At 43.2% G+C, this 17,675-nt stretch carries 17 protein-coding genes; 9 read left to right on the forward strand and 8 right to left on the reverse strand.

The window, feature by feature from the left end:
• The first annotated feature begins 2 nt into the window (after nt 1-2).
• The 4 genes from pilB to coaE are packed head-to-tail and all read left to right on the forward strand — an operon-like array spanning nt 3 to nt 4,434.
• Nucleotides 3-1,712 carry a type IV-A pilus assembly ATPase PilB gene (gene pilB, locus J7649_RS09130; RefSeq protein WP_219307524.1) on the forward strand — a complete coding sequence of 570 codons (1,710 nt, stop codon included), beginning with the start codon at nt 3-5 and terminating at the stop codon, nt 1,710-1,712.
• 31 nt (nt 1,713-1,743) lie between these two features.
• Nucleotides 1,744-2,973, forward strand: coding sequence for a type II secretion system F family protein (locus J7649_RS09135; protein WP_219307525.1), 1,230 nt, complete (start codon nt 1,744-1,746; stop codon nt 2,971-2,973).
• On the forward strand, nt 2,973-3,833 hold the full coding sequence (locus J7649_RS16910; RefSeq protein ID WP_219307528.1) for a prepilin peptidase: 861 nt from the start codon (nt 2,973-2,975) through the stop codon (nt 3,831-3,833). Before J7649_RS09135 ends, J7649_RS16910 begins: the two co-directional genes overlap by 1 nt.
• Before the next feature lies 1 nt (nt 3,834).
• The gene (coaE, locus tag J7649_RS09145) at nt 3,835-4,434 is read left to right on the forward strand and encodes a dephospho-CoA kinase (protein WP_219307530.1); all 600 of its coding nucleotides are present in this window, start codon (nt 3,835-3,837) and stop codon (nt 4,432-4,434) included.
• A gap of 21 nt (nt 4,435-4,455) precedes the next feature.
• On the opposite strand, the gene J7649_RS09150 is transcribed toward coaE, so the two are convergent.
• The 3 genes from J7649_RS09150 to ppnP form a co-directional block, all read right to left on the reverse strand.
• The gene (locus J7649_RS09150) at nt 4,456-5,379 is read right to left on the reverse strand and encodes a DMT family transporter (RefSeq protein ID WP_004644926.1); all 924 of its coding nucleotides are present in this window, start codon (nt 5,377-5,379) and stop codon (nt 4,456-4,458) included.
• Nucleotides 5,380-5,385: 6 nt separating this feature from the next.
• Nucleotides 5,386-6,135: a 23S rRNA (guanosine(2251)-2'-O)-methyltransferase RlmB gene (gene rlmB / locus J7649_RS09155; protein ID WP_005101440.1), complete on the reverse strand. Its 750-nt coding sequence runs from the start codon at nt 6,133-6,135 to the stop codon at nt 5,386-5,388.
• Between the two features lie 136 nt (nt 6,136-6,271).
• On the reverse strand, nt 6,272-6,595 hold the full coding sequence (gene ppnP / locus J7649_RS09160; protein WP_004281089.1) for a pyrimidine/purine nucleoside phosphorylase: 324 nt from the start codon (nt 6,593-6,595) through the stop codon (nt 6,272-6,274).
• A gap of 441 nt (nt 6,596-7,036) precedes the next feature.
• On the opposite strand from ppnP, the gene recN reads away from it, so the two are divergent.
• On the forward strand, nt 7,037-8,698 hold the full coding sequence (recN, locus tag J7649_RS09165; protein WP_219307532.1) for a DNA repair protein RecN: 1,662 nt from the start codon (nt 7,037-7,039) through the stop codon (nt 8,696-8,698).
• A gap of 86 nt (nt 8,699-8,784) precedes the next feature.
• Here recN and J7649_RS09170 read toward each other — a convergent pair whose 3' ends face one another.
• From J7649_RS09170 to J7649_RS09185, 4 genes are read right to left on the reverse strand one after another with little or no spacing between them, the layout of a single operon-like run.
• Nucleotides 8,785-9,771, reverse strand: a complete 987-nt coding sequence (locus tag J7649_RS09170) for a CsgG/HfaB family protein (protein WP_219307534.1) — start codon at nt 9,769-9,771, stop codon at nt 8,785-8,787.
• Between the two features lie 52 nt (nt 9,772-9,823).
• Nucleotides 9,824-10,423 carry a penicillin-binding protein activator LpoB gene (lpoB, locus tag J7649_RS09175; RefSeq protein WP_005108476.1) on the reverse strand — a complete coding sequence of 200 codons (600 nt, stop codon included), beginning with the start codon at nt 10,421-10,423 and terminating at the stop codon, nt 9,824-9,826.
• A gap of 12 nt (nt 10,424-10,435) precedes the next feature.
• Nucleotides 10,436-10,837 carry a YcfL family putative periplasmic lipoprotein gene (locus J7649_RS09180; protein WP_005248406.1) on the reverse strand — a complete coding sequence of 134 codons (402 nt, stop codon included), beginning with the start codon at nt 10,835-10,837 and terminating at the stop codon, nt 10,436-10,438.
• Nucleotides 10,838-10,856: 19 nt separating this feature from the next.
• The gene (locus J7649_RS09185) at nt 10,857-12,215 is read right to left on the reverse strand and encodes a COG3014 family protein (RefSeq protein WP_034438391.1); all 1,359 of its coding nucleotides are present in this window, start codon (nt 12,213-12,215) and stop codon (nt 10,857-10,859) included.
• 547 nt (nt 12,216-12,762) lie between these two features.
• Here J7649_RS09185 and J7649_RS09190 point away from each other — a divergent pair.
• The 3 genes from J7649_RS09190 to ruvX all read left to right on the forward strand — a co-directional run bounded on the left by J7649_RS09190 (nt 12,763) and on the right by ruvX (nt 14,959).
• Nucleotides 12,763-13,788 carry an IS30-like element ISAba125 family transposase gene (locus tag J7649_RS09190; protein ID WP_004994718.1) on the forward strand — a complete coding sequence of 342 codons (1,026 nt, stop codon included), beginning with the start codon at nt 12,763-12,765 and terminating at the stop codon, nt 13,786-13,788.
• A gap of 180 nt (nt 13,789-13,968) precedes the next feature.
• A complete protein-coding gene (locus tag J7649_RS09195) occupies nt 13,969-14,523 on the forward strand; it encodes a YqgE/AlgH family protein (protein WP_004281085.1) in 555 nt (184 codons plus the stop codon).
• A complete protein-coding gene (ruvX, locus tag J7649_RS09200) occupies nt 14,516-14,959 on the forward strand; it encodes a Holliday junction resolvase RuvX (RefSeq protein ID WP_219307536.1) in 444 nt (147 codons plus the stop codon). The genes J7649_RS09195 and ruvX overlap by 8 nt, the downstream gene beginning before the upstream one ends.
• Before the next feature lie 64 nt (nt 14,960-15,023).
• Here ruvX and J7649_RS09205 read toward each other — a convergent pair whose 3' ends face one another.
• Entirely contained in the window at nt 15,024-15,644 is a 621-nt protein-coding gene (locus J7649_RS09205) for an alpha-ketoglutarate-dependent dioxygenase AlkB family protein (protein ID WP_219307538.1), read from the reverse strand.
• Between the two features lie 151 nt (nt 15,645-15,795).
• On the opposite strand from J7649_RS09205, the gene J7649_RS09210 reads away from it, so the two are divergent.
• Nucleotides 15,796-17,598, forward strand: coding sequence for an ABC transporter ATP-binding protein (locus J7649_RS09210; RefSeq protein ID WP_219307540.1), 1,803 nt, complete (start codon nt 15,796-15,798; stop codon nt 17,596-17,598).
• Nucleotides 17,599-17,675: the final 77 nt, after the last annotated feature.

Here is a 17,675-nt window from a genome sequence, read left to right on the forward strand (position 1 = left end):
GCATGACAGCATTACAGGGGTCGCCAAGATTTACCGGATTTATTCGTCGTTTGGTCGAGGAAGGCGTCATCTCGGCTGAAGATATGCGCAGTGCGTTGGCGCATGCCAAGCAGGAAAAAGTCGATATTGTGGCTGAGTTAATTAATCAGCAGCAGCTTTCTCCGACCCTCATTGCTGAAACGATTTCAGTTGAATTTGGCGAACCGCTGTTTGATATCAGTGCCTATGATCCTGCCCAAATTTTGCGGGATGCGATTGATGAAAAGCTGATTACCAAGCATCGCATCCTGCCGATTTTTAAAAATTCCAGTATTTTATATGTTGCAACTAGCAACCCGACCAACATCGAAGCAATTGATGCAGTCCGTTTTTCGACTAAACTCAATATTGAAACCATTATTGTTGAACACAATAAACTTGAAAAACTGATCGAGCAGAATTTTACTGAAGAAAGCACCTTTGAGTTTGATGAAGACTTTGATCTGGATGTTGATGTTGAATCTGCTGATCCAAATAAAGAAGAGGATGACAGTAACAAGGGTGAAGAAGCACCGATTGTCAAATATATTAATAAATTGCTGATTGATGCGATCCGTATGGGCGCTTCAGATCTACACTTTGAACCTTATGAAAAAATCTATCGGGTACGTTACCGGGTCGATGGTGTTCTACGTCAGATTGCAACCCCGCCCTTACAGCTGGCAAATCGTTTGTCTTCACGTCTTAAAGTTATGTCGCAAATGGACATTTCTGAAAAACGGGTCCCGCAAGATGGCCGAATCAAGCTAAAATTATCCAAAAATAAAGCCATTGATTTCCGTGTCAACTCTCTCCCTACTCTGTTTGGCGAGAAGCTGGTACTGCGTATTCTGGATCCCTCCAGCGCGATGCTCGGTATTGATGCACTGGGTTATGAACCGGAACAAAAAGAACTGTTTATGCAAGCACTGGACAAACCACAAGGGATGCTGCTGATTACCGGCCCGACGGGTTCCGGTAAAACCGTTTCACTGTATACCGGTCTGAATATCCTCAATCGTGAAGATACCAATATTTCGACAGCGGAAGATCCGGTCGAGATTAACTTGCAAGGGATTAATCAGGTCAATGTCAACAATAAAGTTGGTCTGACCTTCTCTGCCGCCCTGAAGTCCTTCTTACGTCAAGATCCGGATATCGTGATGGTCGGTGAGATTCGGGATCTGGAAACTGCAGAGATTGCGATTAAAGCGGCCCAGACCGGCCATATGGTGATGTCGACCTTACATACCAATAGTGCGCCTGAGACTTTGACCCGTTTACGCAATATGGGGGTGCCTTCTTTCAATATTGCCACTTCAGTCAACCTGGTCATTGCACAACGGTTGGCGCGTCGCCTGTGTTCACAGTGCAAAAAACCTGCCGATATTCCGAAACAAAGCTTATTGGAAATGGGCTTTACCGAAACTGATCTGCAGCAACCAGAATTCCAAATCTATGAACCAGTAGGTTGCAATGAATGTCGTGAAGGCTATAAAGGTCGTGTGGGTATTTATGAAGTCATGAAAGTAACACCCGAAATTTCCAGAATTATTATGGAGGACGGCAATGCACTTGAAATTGCCGATGCTTCCGCACGTGCAGGTTTTAATAATTTACGCCGGTCAGGTTTAATCAAGGTGATGCAGGGGGTAACTTCTTTACAGGAAGTCAATCGTGTCACCAGCGAATGATCGGGCGCTGATCTAAAATAAGGATAAAGGTATGGCAGCAGTAAAGAAAGGCCAGATGATGCCGATCTTCAGCTATGAAGGAATTGATCGCAAAGGGGCAAAGATCAAGGGGGAATTGCCAGCAAAAAATATGGCTTTGGCCAAGGTCACCCTTCGAAAACAAGGTATCAGCATCAAGACCATTCGGGAAAAGAAAAAAAATATTCTCGAAGGCTTGATGAAGAAAAAAGTCTCAACACTGGATATTACAATTTTTACCCGACAGTTGGCGACCATGATGAAAGCCGGGGTACCACTGGTACAAGGCTTTGAGATTGTCGCAGAAGGTCTGGAAAATCCATCCATGCGTGAAGTTGTACTGGGAATTAAAGGTGAAGTCGAGGGGGGTAACACTTTCGCTGGAGCACTGCGTAAATATCCACAGTATTTTGATAATTTATTTTGCTCTTTAGTTGAATCAGGTGAACAGTCGGGTGCTCTTGAAACTATGCTCGATCGTGTCGCAATTTATAAAGAAAAAAGCGAACTGCTCAAGCAAAAAATCAAAAAAGCGATGAAGTATCCAGCTACAGTTGTTGTAGTCGCCCTGATTGTTACCATTATCTTGATGGTTAAAGTGGTCCCGGTTTTCCAGGACTTATTCTCTTCATTTGGCGCCGACCTGCCTGCTTTCACCAAAATGGTAGTGAATATGTCGGAATGGATGCAAAAATATTGGTTCCTGCTGATTATTGCCATTGGCGCCATCATTACCGCTTTTCTTGAAGCCAAAAAACGTAGCAAAAAATTCCGCGATTTTCTGGATAAGGCCGCACTCAAAGCACCGATTTTTGGAGATTTGGTGTATAAAGCGATTATTGCACGTTATAGCCGTACCCTCGCCACGACTTTCGCAGCAGGTGTACCCTTGATTGATGCGCTGGAATCCACTGCCGGCGCTACCAATAACGTCGTGTATGAAGATGCCGTGATGAAAATCCGTGAAGATGTCGCTACTGGTCAACAGCTACAGTTTGCCATGCGGGTTACCAATAAGTTTCCTTCCATGGCCATACAAATGGTCGCAATTGGTGAAGAGTCAGGTGCGCTAGATGCCATGCTGGACAAAGTAGCCACGCATTATGAAAATGAAGTCGACAATGCAGTTGACGGCTTAACTTCGATGATGGAGCCGTTAATTATGGCTGTTCTTGGTGTGCTTGTCGGTGGTCTAGTGATCGCCATGTACCTTCCAATTTTCCAAATGGGTTCTGTGGTTTAATGCAAGATCTTATTCAATATTTTACTCAAAACCCAACGGCGCTGTATATCGCAGTTGGGCTTTTTAGTTTATGTATAGGCAGCTTTCTGAATGTAGTGATTTACCGTACGCCCAAGATGATGGAACAGGAATGGCGTACCGATTGTCAGATGTTCTTGCATCCGGAACAGCCGGTGATTGATAAAAGTAAACTTAGCCTGAGCAAACCCGCTTCGACTTGTCCTAAATGTCATCAGCCAATCCGCTGGTACCAGAATATTCCAATTATCAGCTGGCTGATCTTGTGCGGCAAGTGTGCGAACTGCCTGAATCCCATCAGCATACGCTATCCTTTAGTTGAGATTTTAACAGCAGTCTGTGCACTGATGGTCGTAGCAGTATTTGGTCCGACTGCACAAATGCTGTTTGGCCTGATTCTCACTTATGTGCTGATTGCCCTAACCTTTATCGATTTTGATACTCAGTTATTGCCTGACCGTTATACACTGCCCTTGGCCGCGCTAGGTTTAGGGGTAAATAGTTATGCACTCTATACCTCCCCAAGCTCTGCCATCTGGGGCTATATCATTGGTTTTTTGTGTCTATGGATAGTGTATTACCTGTTTAAAATCATTACCGGCAAGGAAGGCATGGGTTATGGCGATTTTAAATTGCTAGCCGCTTTGGGTGCCTGGATGGGTCCGTTATTACTGCCTTTAATTGTGCTGCTGTCTTCCCTGGTAGGTGCGATTATTGGCATCATTCTGCTAAAAGTCCGCAAGGAAAATCAGCCTTTTGCCTTTGGTCCCTATATCGCGATTGCCGGCTGGATTGCTTTTCTTTGGGGTGAACAAATTATGAAAGTGTATTTAGGTCAATAAATTGAAATTTGTACTCGGTTTAACTGGTGGGATTGGCAGTGGTAAGTCTGCTGCCAGTCAGTGGTTTGAAGCACAAGGGATAACGGTAGTCGATGCCGATGTGGTAGCACGTGAAGTGGTCGAAATTGGTCAGCCTGCACTTACCCAGATCCAGCAGGCTTTTGGCGATTGGGTACTGCTTGCCGATGGCTCACTGAATCGTCGTGCCTTGCGTGAACATATCTTCCAGTCTCCTGAAGCACGCAAGACCCTGGAAAGTATTACCCATCCGGCAATTCGCACTTCCATTATCCAGCAACTACATGCTGCGCAAAGTCCCTACGCTATTCTAGTTTCACCACTGCTGTTTGAAACTAATCAGCATGAACTGACTCAGCATACCTTACTGATTGATGCCACAATCGAACTGCAAATTGAGCGGGCCTCACAACGTGATGGCCAGAATATCGAACAAATTCGCAATATTATTGCCGCCCAAATGTCCCGCGAACAAAAGCAGACCATGGCCGATGATATTGTCCTAAATGATGGTCATCTGGATCATCTCTATGCTCATCTCAGACCATTACATCAAAAATATTTAAACATGGCAGCCAGCTGAAGCATAAAAAAAGCAGTCTGATTAAGACTGCTTTTTTTGTTCTGCTAATTTTCGGCTCAGACTGTCCTGATGCTGTAACCAGCGCCACGGCTGTAAGGCCCCGACTGCCATACCCATCAGGCCACACACCATGGCCAGACTTAAAGTTTCATTTAATAAAGGTACAGCCAGAATTGCCGCAATAAAAGGTGCAAGATTGGTAATACTGCCTGCCTTAAATGCACCAAGACGCTTGATGGCTTCTACATAGCTTAAAGTGGCAATAATCACCACAAATATGCCGTGAAAAATGGTCTGAAACAGTAAATGCTTGGGTTCAGGCACACTCAAATTTTTCGGTAAAAATAGCAGATAAATCGGCACATATATCACTGCCGACCAGATCGCGACACCACACATTGCCTGCCATGCAGTTAGCTGATATTTACGCAATAAAACAGTAAAAATCGCCCAAAGTATGGCACTGATAAAAAACAGTCCGTCCCCTGCCCCAAAGGCCACACCAGTTTCCCTATACATCAGCATACTCATGAGACATAGTACTACGATCATAATGATCAGGCTGGCCCAGGTATGTTTATCAAAAGCCTGCCCCATCAGAAAAAAAGCCATAATCGCGGTACAGATTGGAATACAGCCATTCAAGAAAATTGCAGCATGGGCGGTAGGTGCGTAGTGAAAAGCGCTATAGGCAAACAGGCAGTAAATCACCCCACCAATCATCGCTAAAATAAAAGGCTCTTTTTTCAGTAAAAAAGCGGCCTCTTTACGATAGAGCAAGATCGGCATCAGAATCAGGAAGGCCAGAGAAAAACGCAAGGCCACAATATCCCAGGCACTGATCTGCCAAAGTGCATTCAGGCGGGCCGTTAAGGTAAAACCGCCCCAGATGCACATGGTAACAACTAAAAAAACATAGCCTTGGGTACGGTCTGACAATGCCATCATCAATTAAAGGTTACGCTGACGGCAGGCTTCATACAGTGCCATACCTGTAGCCACACTGACATTCAGACTTTGCAGATTACCTGCCATCGGGATATACACGGTCTGATCACATTGGCTTTGGGTAATTGGACGTAGGCCGGTATCTTCCGCACCCATCACCACACAAACCCCGGTACCGGTAAAATCAAAATTCTGAATCGGCAGCGCTTTTTCATCCAGCATGGTACCAACCACACGAACATTAAAATCTTCTTTGATTTGACCCAAAGTACGCGCCAGATTGGTCACCTGAATGAATTTGACTTTGTCCGCACCACCTGCAGCCACTTTACGTGCTGTCGGAGTTAGGGTAGCTGAACGATCACGTGGCGCAATCACCGCTTCCACACCCATTGCAGCGGCTGTACGGATACAGGCACCGAGATTATGCGGATCGGTAATATGATCCAGGGCCAATAACAACGCTTGAGGATTTGCGCTCAACAATGATTCAAGATCTTTTTCATTCAGGGTCGGATGAGCACGAACTGCGGCTACGACCCCCTGATGAAACGGCTGACCGGCCAATTTTTCTAGTTTGTCACGGCTGGCTTGCTGCACACTGATCCCAAACGGTTCAGCCAGTTCCAGTACACGCTTTAAACGCTGATCATCGCGTCCTTTGAGAGTGAATAATGTCAAGACACGTTCAGGCTCAAGCTCTAACAATGACTCCACTGAATGTACGCCATAAAAATATTCAGGTTTTGCCATGAACGACCTCTAGATTAGTTGTATATACAAAAGAAAAATCCCGTAAAGCTGACTTCACAGGATTTCTATAGCTGATTAGTTTAACCGATTCGCACTGAAATTTCTTGCCCGGTTTACACTGATCTTGAATCTGGACTTAACCTTCAAAATGGCAGACATAGTCCAGCACATCGTCGGTTTCGATTTTAAAACGGCTATTGCCCGGCACATAGAAAGACTGACCGGCACGGAACAGCTCACTTTCTTCGCTATCACCAATCTGAACACGGCATTCACCAGAAACAATTTCCATGCGCTCAGGAACATGTGTTTCAAAGGTCAAGGCATTTTCTGATGGCAGAATGACACCCAACGTTTTCTTGGTCCCGTCTTCAAATTGTACAATGTGACTAATACACAACCCGCCGAAATATACATTAGATTTTTTAAGTACCGATACATGATCAAACTGAGCTGACATGCGATTTCTCCAGATAAAGCATTTTGTAATATTTTGATTGCTGTAGTTTAAATGTGCACCCCCAACTAATCAATCGAAGTTTATCGACGCCGATGAAATATTCTGTATCGTCTAAACCTCTGCTATTTTCAGCATGTTTTGGCCTGTATTTTGCTGGTAGATGGGCTTCAATTTCGATTTGTGCATTCTTTTGTGAAACAGGCTCAATTAAGTCATTAATTTAAAGATTGGGGATGTCAAAAATATGAAAATCAGCAGTGAATTAACATACTTCTGAGTCAGCTTCTTGCGAAAATACAGTGAAATAAGCATATATGAATCGTTAAAATTTAAGATAGAATGAAATTGATTCGTCCTGATTTATAATAATCACAGCCATGTTGCGACCCCAATCCGACATCAGGCTATTTCAATCAAACTTTTCGCAGCCCGGATGCGTTTATGCTGACACATTTAACTCTGATCAATTTTGCTTTAGCTGAACATCTTGCTATTGATATTGATAAAGGTTTTAACGTTTTAACCGGTGAAACCGGTGCAGGTAAATCCCTCTTACTGGATGCATTGTCTGCTTGTTTGGGTGAGCGAACCGATACCAATTATGTGCGTTATGGCTCAGAAAAAGCCGATGTCACTGCCAGTTTTAGCTATCAGGAACACAGTCCTGAAGCCGCTTGGTTAAAAGAACATGAACTGGATGATGAGTCAGGTGAAATTCATTTACGCCGGGTGATTTTTGCCACTGGCCGCAGCAAGGCCTGGATCAATGGACGTCCGAGCAGCCTGTCTGAACTGAAAGAAATTGGGCGTTTACTAGTACAGCTCTATAGCCAGCATAGCCAGCAACAATTATTAGAACCGCCTTATCCAAAGCATTGGCTGGATCATTATTATCATTTTTATGCGCCGGCCCAAACCGTACGTGATGCGTACAGCACTTGGCAAAAAAATATTCGCCAGCATCAGGCAGCTTTGGATGCACAAGCGACACGCAAGCAGCGTCTGGAAACCCTTGAGCTGCAACTCGAAGAACTGGAAGAAATTGTTCAGACGGATTATCCTGAAATTGAGCAGGAATTTGATCGGCTCTCGCATCATGAAGCTATTATGCAAGACTGTGTCTATAGCCTGAATGTGCTGGATGAAGCTGAACAGAATATCACCCAGGAACTGGCATCAATTATGCGTCGGGTTGAGTCACATGCCGGACGCAGTGAGCAGCTCTCCGGGATTTATACTTCCCTGCTGAATGCACAAAGCGAACTTGAAGATGCCGCAGCGAATTTACGCCAGTTTATGGATCGGCAAAGTTTTGATCCGGAACGCATGGAAGTATTGAATTCAACGCTAGAAATCTTCCATCGTCTGGCACGTAAATATCGTACCCAGCCAGAATTACTCAAAGAAGAATATGAAGCCTGGCAAACCGAATTAGAACAGCTGCATCAACTGGAAGATCCGGAAACACTGGCTGAACAGGTCGCGGTTTCTTATCAGGAGTTTCTGGATAAAGCCCAACATCTGGATCAGATTCGCCGTGAAGCCGCAGCACCGTTGGCCAAGCAGCTCACTGAGCAGGTCAAACAACTGGCATTGCCTGAAGCACATTTTGAGTTCAAGTTTGAGCCTTTGGAGCATCCCTCTAGTGAAGGTCTCAGCTTTATTCAATTGCTGTTTACTGCCAATAAAGGCATTCCGGCACAGCCTTTGGCCCGGGTTGCATCAGGCGGTGAACTCTCGCGTATTGCGCTAGTGATGCAAGTTATGAATGCGGAAAAAACCGAAGCTGAAGTGCTGGTCTTTGATGAAATTGATGTCGGGATTAGTGGTGGTACCGCAGAGATTGTCGGGCGTTTACTGGCCGATCTGGCCCAGCATGTACAGATTCTGTGTATTACCCATCAGGCACAAGTGGCAGCACAATCTGATCAGCATCTACTGGTAAAAAAACAGCAGACTGATCCTGCCAGCAGCACAATCATTGACCTTGAGGAAAATGAAATTATTCAGGAGCTTGCAAGAATGACAGGCGGTGTAGAGATTAGTGAAACCACCTTGCAACATGCCCGCCAGTTACGTCAGCTGAAATTTCAGCAGGCTTGAGCTACTTGTAAAGCGACACATAAAAAATCCCTGCATTTAGGTCAGAGATTTTTTATGTGTTAAAAATCATTCGAACTAATATTAACTTACCATTTTACAGGTTGATCGCTTGAACCTGGCGTCATTTCATAGCCCGGTGATGAATCATAAGATTGACCAGTCTGAGACTGTACAGGCTGTAATTTTAAGCCCTGTAAAATTTCCGGGTTTAAGCCCTGAGCAATTTTATCCGCCGTACTGTCATTTAAACTATTGGTCAGAATATTCTGTGTCATTAAATTAGACAGAGTTCGATTGAAAGTGCCCGCTGCTACCACTTTACTGGTATTGGCTTCAATGACACGCCAGCTTAAACGCACTTGTTCAGCGCCGGCATTCAAACCATACATTTGCTGATGGCTGGCACTAGACAGATCATTAATTCGTCCCACCAGTAAATAGTCTGCTCCAACTTTCTGACCGATACGCGCCAGCTCATGCGGTGCACCATCCCAATACAGGAATGCATTTTCAGACTGCATTTCATCCAGATAATGACGATCTACCACACTCAACTGTCCGCTTTGAGCCAGATAATTTCCTAAAGTATCGGATAATTCCTGACTAAACTCATAGGCAGATGTGTCATTGGCCAGTCGGTTATTTTTCTCGGCCATCTGGAATGGCAATACTGCAATCCTGCGCAAATGCTGGTCTTGTACAGTCGATTCAAACTTCACCACATGTGCGCGAACTTTGGCACGGTAATTATTTTTTGCACCCGTCACACTCAGCACCTGAAACTTGGTCACTGAACCTGAACCTTGATTTGCCACACTAAAAACTGGTGAAACTTTACCGTTATAACTCCAGCCCTGATTATTCACCGATACAGAAACAGTCTCTTCATAATTCATTTGGGAAGAAACTGAAGCACCATTTAACGATTGCACAGCAATTAATAAAGCTTCAGAAATCGCCTGGTGTTGAGTTGGACCACTTCCACTGGCTTCTTTAACCACTTCTTTAATGGCTGCAAAGGCCGGAGCGCTCAACAATCCAGACAACAGGCCTGCAAGTAATATTTTTTTCATATTATATTCTTCTACAGTCACTGTGCCAAAAGCACAGTGACCTTCATTGAAATTACAGACCAAAAGTCGAGCGTTTGCCTGCCTTACGGATTTCTTTCTCGCCAGTCCACTCTACGATACCAGTTTGCAGGTTTTGCAATTTAAAAGTGAACTTGTAATACACATCACTCTTGCCACCGGCATTCTTCACAATACTCGACAAGTTGCCATTTAGCATAAATTCGGCACCAATATGACCACCGGCACGTACTGCTGTTGACTGGTTCACCATACCGCTTTGCTTTTGATAAGCTAGCTGCTGTGCCACCGCATTCACCGATTTCATATCAACAAAACGAAATTTTCCAGAATTGATTAGTTTGTTCTGAATACTGTCAGTAATCGATTCGGTATCGATATGTTCCTGGGTTTTGTTATGAATCCGATCAAGGACAATGACCGGACGGCGGTTTTGGGTCATTTGCACCACTGGCGGGAACATCAACATGTCATCCACCATTTTGGCTGCAATCATTTGCAAGTCAGTTGAACCAAAGTCTGTGGTTAAGGTTTCGACTGCTTGGGCATCACCATAACTTACTGAACCAGTAGAGGCACAGCCACTAAGCAGTGTCGTAGTTGCCAATGCGGCGAAAATCAATTTTGCGTTCATTTCAAGTCTCTCTTATTTTTTCAAATACACAACAACATCAACAGCAGATGGATTTGGCGCCAAGGACTGCACACCTTTGGTTTCACGTCCGGTTAACTGGATCGGCTTCCAGATGGCACCTTCAGGATTAACTTCCACACCTTGTGCATCCACCCAAACAATCTTGTAGCTAAAATCTTTATTGTTAAAACGGCGGTTTTTGATCGCGATTGAAGCACGCTTTAAATCACCAACCAAGCTCATATTCACACGTTCCACAAAGACTTCCGTAGTTAATACCGGATTATTGGTAATGGTGCGGATACTCATTTCATTATTGGCATTGGTTTGGGTAGATAAGGCATTCGGTGCGGTACAACCCACCATGAACAGCGCCCCTAAACCAAGTACAGCAAAGCTAAATTGACGTTTCATATTGTTCCCTTATTTATGATTAATGTGGAATGGTGCTTACACTAGCCGTAATTTTGTCATTAACATGATGGGCATAGACAAACACTGTTTGATTGGCTTTCACATCTAGGGTGACCGGAGAGCTAGATACACTCCCGCTAGAAAGTTGTAAATTATGTTTGCCCGGCGTTAAATTTAAGCGCGCAATCTGGGCATTACTCGGCAAGGTACTCCAGCCACGCAAGTCAGCACGCTCAGTCGCCATATTTAAGACGTTACCGGCAAGTTGACCAAACACACCAAACTGGTTACCAAGTTCTTTTTGTGCGGCATATTTTGCAGTGGCGCGCAGCACCTGACTGCTCACATTCGCCATAATTTTTTCTTTGAGGTCCTTGACGGCCAAAGCACCAATATCACTAATCACATAACTGTCTTGTAAAGCTTTATTATTGACTTTCACTTTCAGGCTAGTTGGTATCACATAGGTACTTGGTTCATAGGTCGCAAAAGCAATATTGATTAAACCGCCCGGTGTAGGGACATCAATTTTATTTTCCACCTTTTGCGGTACAATTCCCTGTTCGATAAATACAATCACCGGAACACTACCCTTCTTATGCTGTGTGACCAGTTGATCCAGACGTTTCACGTCTTCGGAAATTTGCTTATCTGGTTGTAACTCATAAGCTTTCTTATAATCAACCAAGGCATCATTGTATTCACCCAAGGTTTCCCATAAATTGGCTGCCATATAAAAAGCGTAGGCATTCTGATAGCTGTTCTTAATCTTGCCGGCTATGGGGTCCAGACCGACAAAAGCTTCATCCAGCACACTTAGATTCTTCTCTGCTTCCGTGTTTTTAGCTACTTTGTCTTTTTTCTTTTCTAGTTCTTTTTGGTGCAACAATTCGATTTCACGCTGGAGGCCCTGAGCCACGCGCATTTCTACCGCAGCAGCTTCCAGATCCTTTAAGAAAATATAGTTTTTAGCTTGGGAAATATGCGCCAGCACCTGCTCATGTGCTGGTACCAGATAAGGCACTACAGAATCATTGCTGACCATGGCAAGAGCCTTAAACCCCATTCGGGACACACTAATTTTGGCCCGATTTTTTTGTTTTTCTAACAGCGTAAAGGCTTGCTTATAATAATCTCGGCTTTCTTCATATTGATGGTTAACTTGTAATAAGCGGGCTTGTTCAAGTAAATATAAAACTCCATCCTTTGAATCAGCTTTGTCCTTAAACTGAGTAATGAGGTTTTCAGATAAAGCGCTATTCAAATGACTACGGAAAAAACTACCTTCTTCATTATAACTACTAAATACTGCTGCCTGTGAAGTGACTGACACAGAAAATAGCGCAGAAATTAAAGTCCCTTTTAAAATATGATGCATAACAACCCCATTAAAAAAATAAATTAAAGATGAAAATTTCTGCATTCTACGAACAAAGCAATATGGTTTCAATATGTATATTTTGTATAATAATTGAAATATTCTGTACAATATATCGCAAATTTATTACATAAATAAACAAATATTATAGTTTGTTATCTAATATTGACCATTTTTTAATCACTAGAAACTATGTATCGAAATATAGTTAGAGCTTAATTAATGAGCTGAGATTGTAATAACTTGCCTTTAGTTTTCAGATAAATTCTATTTAAAAGCAAGAAACTATATATAGTCTACTTTTAACCATGAATGATCTATTGTTATTATTTATCATTCCACCACAATATATTTAATATTTTTTATTAAAATTTAAGTAAGTTTTTACTCGGTTTATCTGGCTGTTTTAGCATAAATAAAAAACGCTTAAAACTACCTCCCATCATTTAAATAAAATCACTGAAGGTCTTTTTAAAAGGAATTTTAAAACCGGGGCAGAGTAAAACTTGAAGTGCGACATAAACCACCTAATTAATTTAAAGGGTTTATGGAGTATATAAAATTGTCATACCATCATCTTAACTTTGAAGATCGTACTGCATTAATGCTTGAGTCAAGAAAAGAAGGCTTTTCAGCCAGAAAATTTGCTGAACTCATTAAAAGACATCCTAGTACGATCTATCGTGAGCTTAAAAGAAATAGCATCAATGACGTTTATCAAGCTCGATATGCTTCTGATAACACCTTCGCTAGACGTAGACGTGGTCACAGAAAACTCAAAATCGATTCAATCCTCTGGAAATTTATTGTTGAAGCGATCCGTTGTTTATGGTCTCCTCAGCAAATAGCAAAGCGTTTAAAGACATTTCCTGATTTGGATCAAACAATGAATGTAAGCCATACAACGATTTATTCAACGATACGAGCATTACCCAAGGGTGAGTTGAAAAAAGACTTATTATCCTGTCTGCGTCATGAAAATAAAAAGCGAAAAGCTAACGGTGAACCTAAAAAAGATTCTATATTACAGGATATTAAAACTATTCATGAGCGCCCAGCCGAAGTTCAAGAAAGAAAAATACCGGGTCATTGGGAAGCTGATTTAATTAAAGGTAAAGACAATAAAAGTTCGATAGCAACACTTATTGAACGAAATACACGGCTCTGTATCTTGGCAACATTACCTGATGCAAAGGCAGAATCAGTGCGCAAGGCTTTAACTGAAGCTCTGAAATATTTACCTGCAGAACTGCGTAAAACGTTGACCTATGACCGTGGACGCGAGATGTCAGAACATAAAATACTCGAAGAAGATTTAGGCATAGATGTATATTTCTGTGACCCACATTCACCTTGGCAAAAAGGCACATGCGAAAATATGAATGGTTTAATTAGGCAATATTTACCTAAAGGGATTGATTTAAATCAGGCAGATCAGCATTATTTAAATCAAGTTGCCATGTCACTGAATACTCGTCCTAGAAAGGCGTTAGATTGGCTTACACCATTAGAGAAATTTGCTCAGCTTGTTGATTATCATATGGCTTTTGAAACTGTCGCACCTCATGTTTGAATTCGCCCGGCCTTAACCTGTTCATGCCTGATTTACCCCATATCCAAGTTGTCAGCCTAAGCATTTTATGGGATAACTAGCAGGAAGAAAGCCGCTGTTTGAGTGATTACAATTAGGCCCGTAGGCCATGCTTCACTTTTTCAGACTGCATAGCATACTGACTTTGGGAGAACTGCTCAGGTGACCAAACAGTTTCTGACACATCGTTGTCTGATTGCACCGCCGCATGCGAATGATGATTTTTTTGCCCAGACGGTCATTTATCTCGCGCGTCATGATGAAGATGGTGCCCAAGGCATCATTATCAATCGACCTGCCGGCATTCAAATTAAAGAATTGCTGAATGATCTGGATATTGAAGCAGATAATGTCAATCCGCATGAGGTATTGCAAGGTGGCCCTTTGCGCCCTGAAGCCGGCTTTGTCTTGCATACCGGTCAGCCGACCTGGCACTCCTCCATCGCCGTGGGTGAAAATGTCTGCATTACTACCTCCAAAGATATTCTGGATGCCATTGCACATAATGAAGGTGTCGGTCGCTATCAGATTGCCCTCGGTTATGCCAGTTGGGGCAAACACCAGCTGGAACAGGAAATTGCCCGTGGTGACTGGCTGATTTGTGATTCCGATATGGATCTGATTTTTAACTTACCTTATAACGACCGTTGGGATGCTGCCTATAAAAAAATGGGTGTAGACCGCAACTGGTTATCTTCCGAGATTGGACATGCCTGATGTAAACGTGCAACAAACCATTATGGCGTTTGATTTTGGTACACAAAAAATGGGAATGTCAGTTGGACAATCCCTGATTGCAAGTGCCAATCCCCTGCCCTTATTTCCCATGAAAGATGGTATCCCCAACTGGGATGAACTGCTCAAAATCGTGAAAAGCCATCAACCGAATTTATTTCTGGTCGGTTTGCCATTGAACATGGATGATAGTGAATCCGAGCTGTCGACACGGGCGCGAAAATTTGCCCGCCGTTTACGTCATCAGACCAATATTGAAACCTGGATGGTGGATGAACGTCTGACCACCCGTGAAGCACGCGATGAGCTGGATCATTATCAGGCGCAAGGTCGCGGCAAGAAACTCTCTGCCGACAGTATTGCGGCTGCCTTGTTGATTGAAAGCTGGTATCGTCATCCTGCCGGGATCACGCCTTAATCTGTTTTGAAAATTTTTTAAAACAGCATCCTTCAGGGTGCTTTTTTATGCTCCAAAATGCTTCTTAAGGATAAAAATAACGAAAGGTCAGGTTAATTCGTGGTGTCAAAACTTTGCTGGTTTTGCTAATACTGTGCTTCCAGTGTTGCTGTGTCGCGCCACGCATCACAATCAACTGTCCACTGTGTAACAGCACATCGACTTTATCACTGCGAATTTTATGCTTAAAGCTCATTTTGCGGGTGGCTCCCAGACTCAGAGAAGCGATGACATTTTCCCGAGAAGTACCTGTATATAAAGCCGGCTCATCATCACTATGCCAACCCAAGCCTTGCGAACCATCTTCATACAAATTGGCCAGACAGGAATTAAAGGGATGACCGACCAGAATTTCAATATGTTGCTTTAAACGGAATAATCCGGGTGTCCATACCTGAGCTTGTTTAAGCGTACCAGAATAACGATACTGATAATGTTCATCGCCATACCAGACCACCTGGCGACCGGTGACATGGTGCTTGCCAAATAAATGCACTTCATCATATTGCCAGGCCAGCTGACTGAGAAAATGCTGTAGATACTGCTGGCTTTGTTCCTCATCCAAAATCAAGCCATAATCCTCCACTACCCCATCAAAAGGTAATACATTGGCTTGCGGCTGGGGTGCAAATAAATCGAAAGTCATATCCATCAGATCCAGTATCCACATGAAAATACTGACATTCGACCTAAAGGATTACAACTGCTCTTCACAAATGACTACAACATTTATGCTTGTGGCTGGCATGATTCCTGCCTAGACTGAATTCAACTTTCACAATAAAAATAATCCTTTTATGAACTTATGGCAGCTGTTTCAGAAACTTCGTCCCTTTGTTCAGCCTTACCGGTTGCTGGTGATTGCCACGCTGATTCTGACCCTGATTGGCTCATTCACCGCACAGGTCAATGCCATTACCTTGCAATATGCGGTCGACAGCATCAATTCGCTACTCGAAGCCGGTCAAGGATTGGAGCAAGGCTGGCATATTCTGATCACGATTTCGGCAATTTTGCTCGGCAAAGAAATTATTAATGCCTTTGTCCAGTTCGGGCAGAAGTTCTATGGAGAGAAACTGCGAATTTTTGTCTCTCAGGATCTGGCCCAAGGGATTATTGAAAAGTTTTTAAAATATCGTTTGGAATTTTTTAATCAGGAAAATAATCAGGCCGGTAAATTACAGACCCGGATTGACCGTGGTATTGGTTCACTGACCCGTCTCGTTCAGATCTTCTTTATTGATATTTTACCGTTATTTACCAGTGCCATTGTGGCTTTGGGGTTAATGTATTATGCCAATGTTTATGTCGGTCTGGTCGCGACTGCCATTGTCCCGATCTATTTCTGGTTGACCTATAAACAGGCGCAAAAGCTGGGGGGCTGGCGCCGCAGTCTTCGCGATGGTCGGGAGAAAAAGAGTCAGGGCATTCTCAGCATCATCAACTCGATTACTGTGATCAAATCCTTTAACCGCGAATCGATTGAATCGGAAAAGCAGCTCGGTTTACAGCGTGAACTGACCGACAATCAGATGAAAACCCGCCAGACCAGTTTCCTGTTTGATGGCCTGAAAACTTTTCTGGAACAGATCGGGATTGTACTGATCATTATTCTAACCTCCTACTTTGTGCTGGATGGTCAGATGAGTATTGGCATGATCATGTTTCATGTGTTGCTATTTAATAATGTCTCTGCCCCAATCCGATCCCTGCACCGGATTTATGATGAAGTAAATGACGCCATGATCTATTCAGAAAGCTTTTTCAAGATTCTGGAAGCCGATGATGAAATTGAACAAAGCGGTCAGCAGAAACCGATTGTCCAAGGAAAATTTGAACTGAGTGGCGTGAATTTTTATTATCCAAATGGCCACCATGCCCTGAAAGATATTGATATGGAAATTCGTCCCAATAAAATTACCGCCTTGGTGGGCTTATCGGGTGCCGGAAAATCCACCCTGATCAGTTTGCTGGATAAATTTTATGAACCACAGCAAGGCCAGATCAAACTGGATGGCATTGACCTGAAAGATTATGACACCCAATATCTACGCGATCATATTGGTCTGGTCTTACAAAAAAACCATATTTTTCAGGGCACCATCTTTGACAATATCCGTTACGGCAAAACTACTGCCTCAATGGAAGATGTAATTGAGGCGGCAGAAAAAGCCTCGATTCATGAGCAGATTTTACAGTTACCGGATGGCTATAACAGCGATGCCTTGATGCTGTCTGGCGGCCAGCAGCAACGGATTGCCTTGGCACGGATGTTCCTGAAAAATCCACCGATCATTTTTCTGGATGAACCGACGGCGAGTCTGGATGCAATTGCCACGGAACAGATCAAACAAAGTCTGGACCAGATCAAGCAAGGCCGTACCGTGATCATCATTTCGCATAGCCTGTCGCAGATTATTGATGCAGATTATACCTATGTAATGAAAGAAGGAACGATTGCCGAACATGGTGAACACGACCAGCTTTATCATCAGCAAGGCGTATATAAGGAAATCTTTGATGCGATGGCCAAAAGCCTGAATATTGAAAAAATTGCCAAAACTTTTGAAGAGGATGCTGAGGAAGAAACTCATAGTTAATATGGATTAATTATCTTTCTCTGAATCAAAAATTTGCTACACAAGAAAAGCGGTCTTTTAAGACCGCTCAATATTAA

Origin of the sequence: Acinetobacter lwoffii, assembly GCF_019343495.1 — a bacterium.
Lineage (GTDB): Bacteria > Pseudomonadota > Gammaproteobacteria > Pseudomonadales > Moraxellaceae > Acinetobacter > Acinetobacter lwoffii_P.